We start from the raw sequence: 649 nt of genomic DNA, 5'->3' as shown, positions 1-649 counted from the left end.
CCCCGGCGGGGGCGCCCGGCCCGGGGCGGGACCTCTCACCAGACAGGACACGACATGCTCACCACCGACCAGAAGCCCACTGTCCAGGACTTCCCCACCGCGACGCTCGTGATCGCCGGACCCTGGTTCCGGGCCCGCCAGCTCGACACCCGCCCCGCCGTCGTCGTCGGCCCTTTCGGCGGACCGGAGTTCGCCGAGGCCACCATGTCCGTGGTCTGGTTCTTCACTCTCGGTGCCCCGCAGCCGGGCGACAGCGTCCAGGCGATGTTCCCGCACGAGCTGACCCCGCTTGACGACACGCTGACCACGATGCACCAGGACACGTTCCGCGACATCGTCCGCAGCCTGCGCCGGGGACGGTTCGCCTACGACGACGGGGACGCGCTCCGCACCGCCGTCCGCCAGGCATGGCGCGAGCGGACCGGCCTTGCCGACGCCGACCCGGCCGCCCGCCACACGCTCCACCGCAGCTGACACCGAGGCCCGCCGGTCCGGGGGAGGGCAACACCCCCCCCGGCAGGCCCCCAGCACCCCAGCGGACACCCCTTCGGGGCGGCAGGACAGGTGCCGGGGGGGGCCCCCCCCCCCCCCCCCCCCCCCCCCCCCCCCCCCCCCCCCCCCCCCCCCCCCCCCCCCCCCCCCCCCCCCC

Annotated in this window: 1 protein-coding gene; it reads left to right on the top strand. The window is 77.3% G+C overall.

What is annotated here, in order from left to right:
* The first annotated feature begins 54 nt into the window (after window positions 1–54).
* The gene (locus ACFXPK_RS32275) at window positions 55–474 is read left to right on the top strand and encodes a DUF6409 family protein (RefSeq protein WP_385080704.1); all 420 of its coding nucleotides are present in this window, start codon (window positions 55–57) and stop codon (window positions 472–474) included.
* The last annotated feature ends 175 nt before the right edge of the window (window positions 475–649 follow it).

This window comes from Streptomyces sp. NPDC059142 (assembly GCF_042755665.1).
Taxonomy (GTDB): domain Bacteria; phylum Actinomycetota; class Actinomycetes; order Streptomycetales; family Streptomycetaceae; genus Streptomyces.
This window is presented reverse-complemented; position numbering and strand designations above follow the sequence as displayed.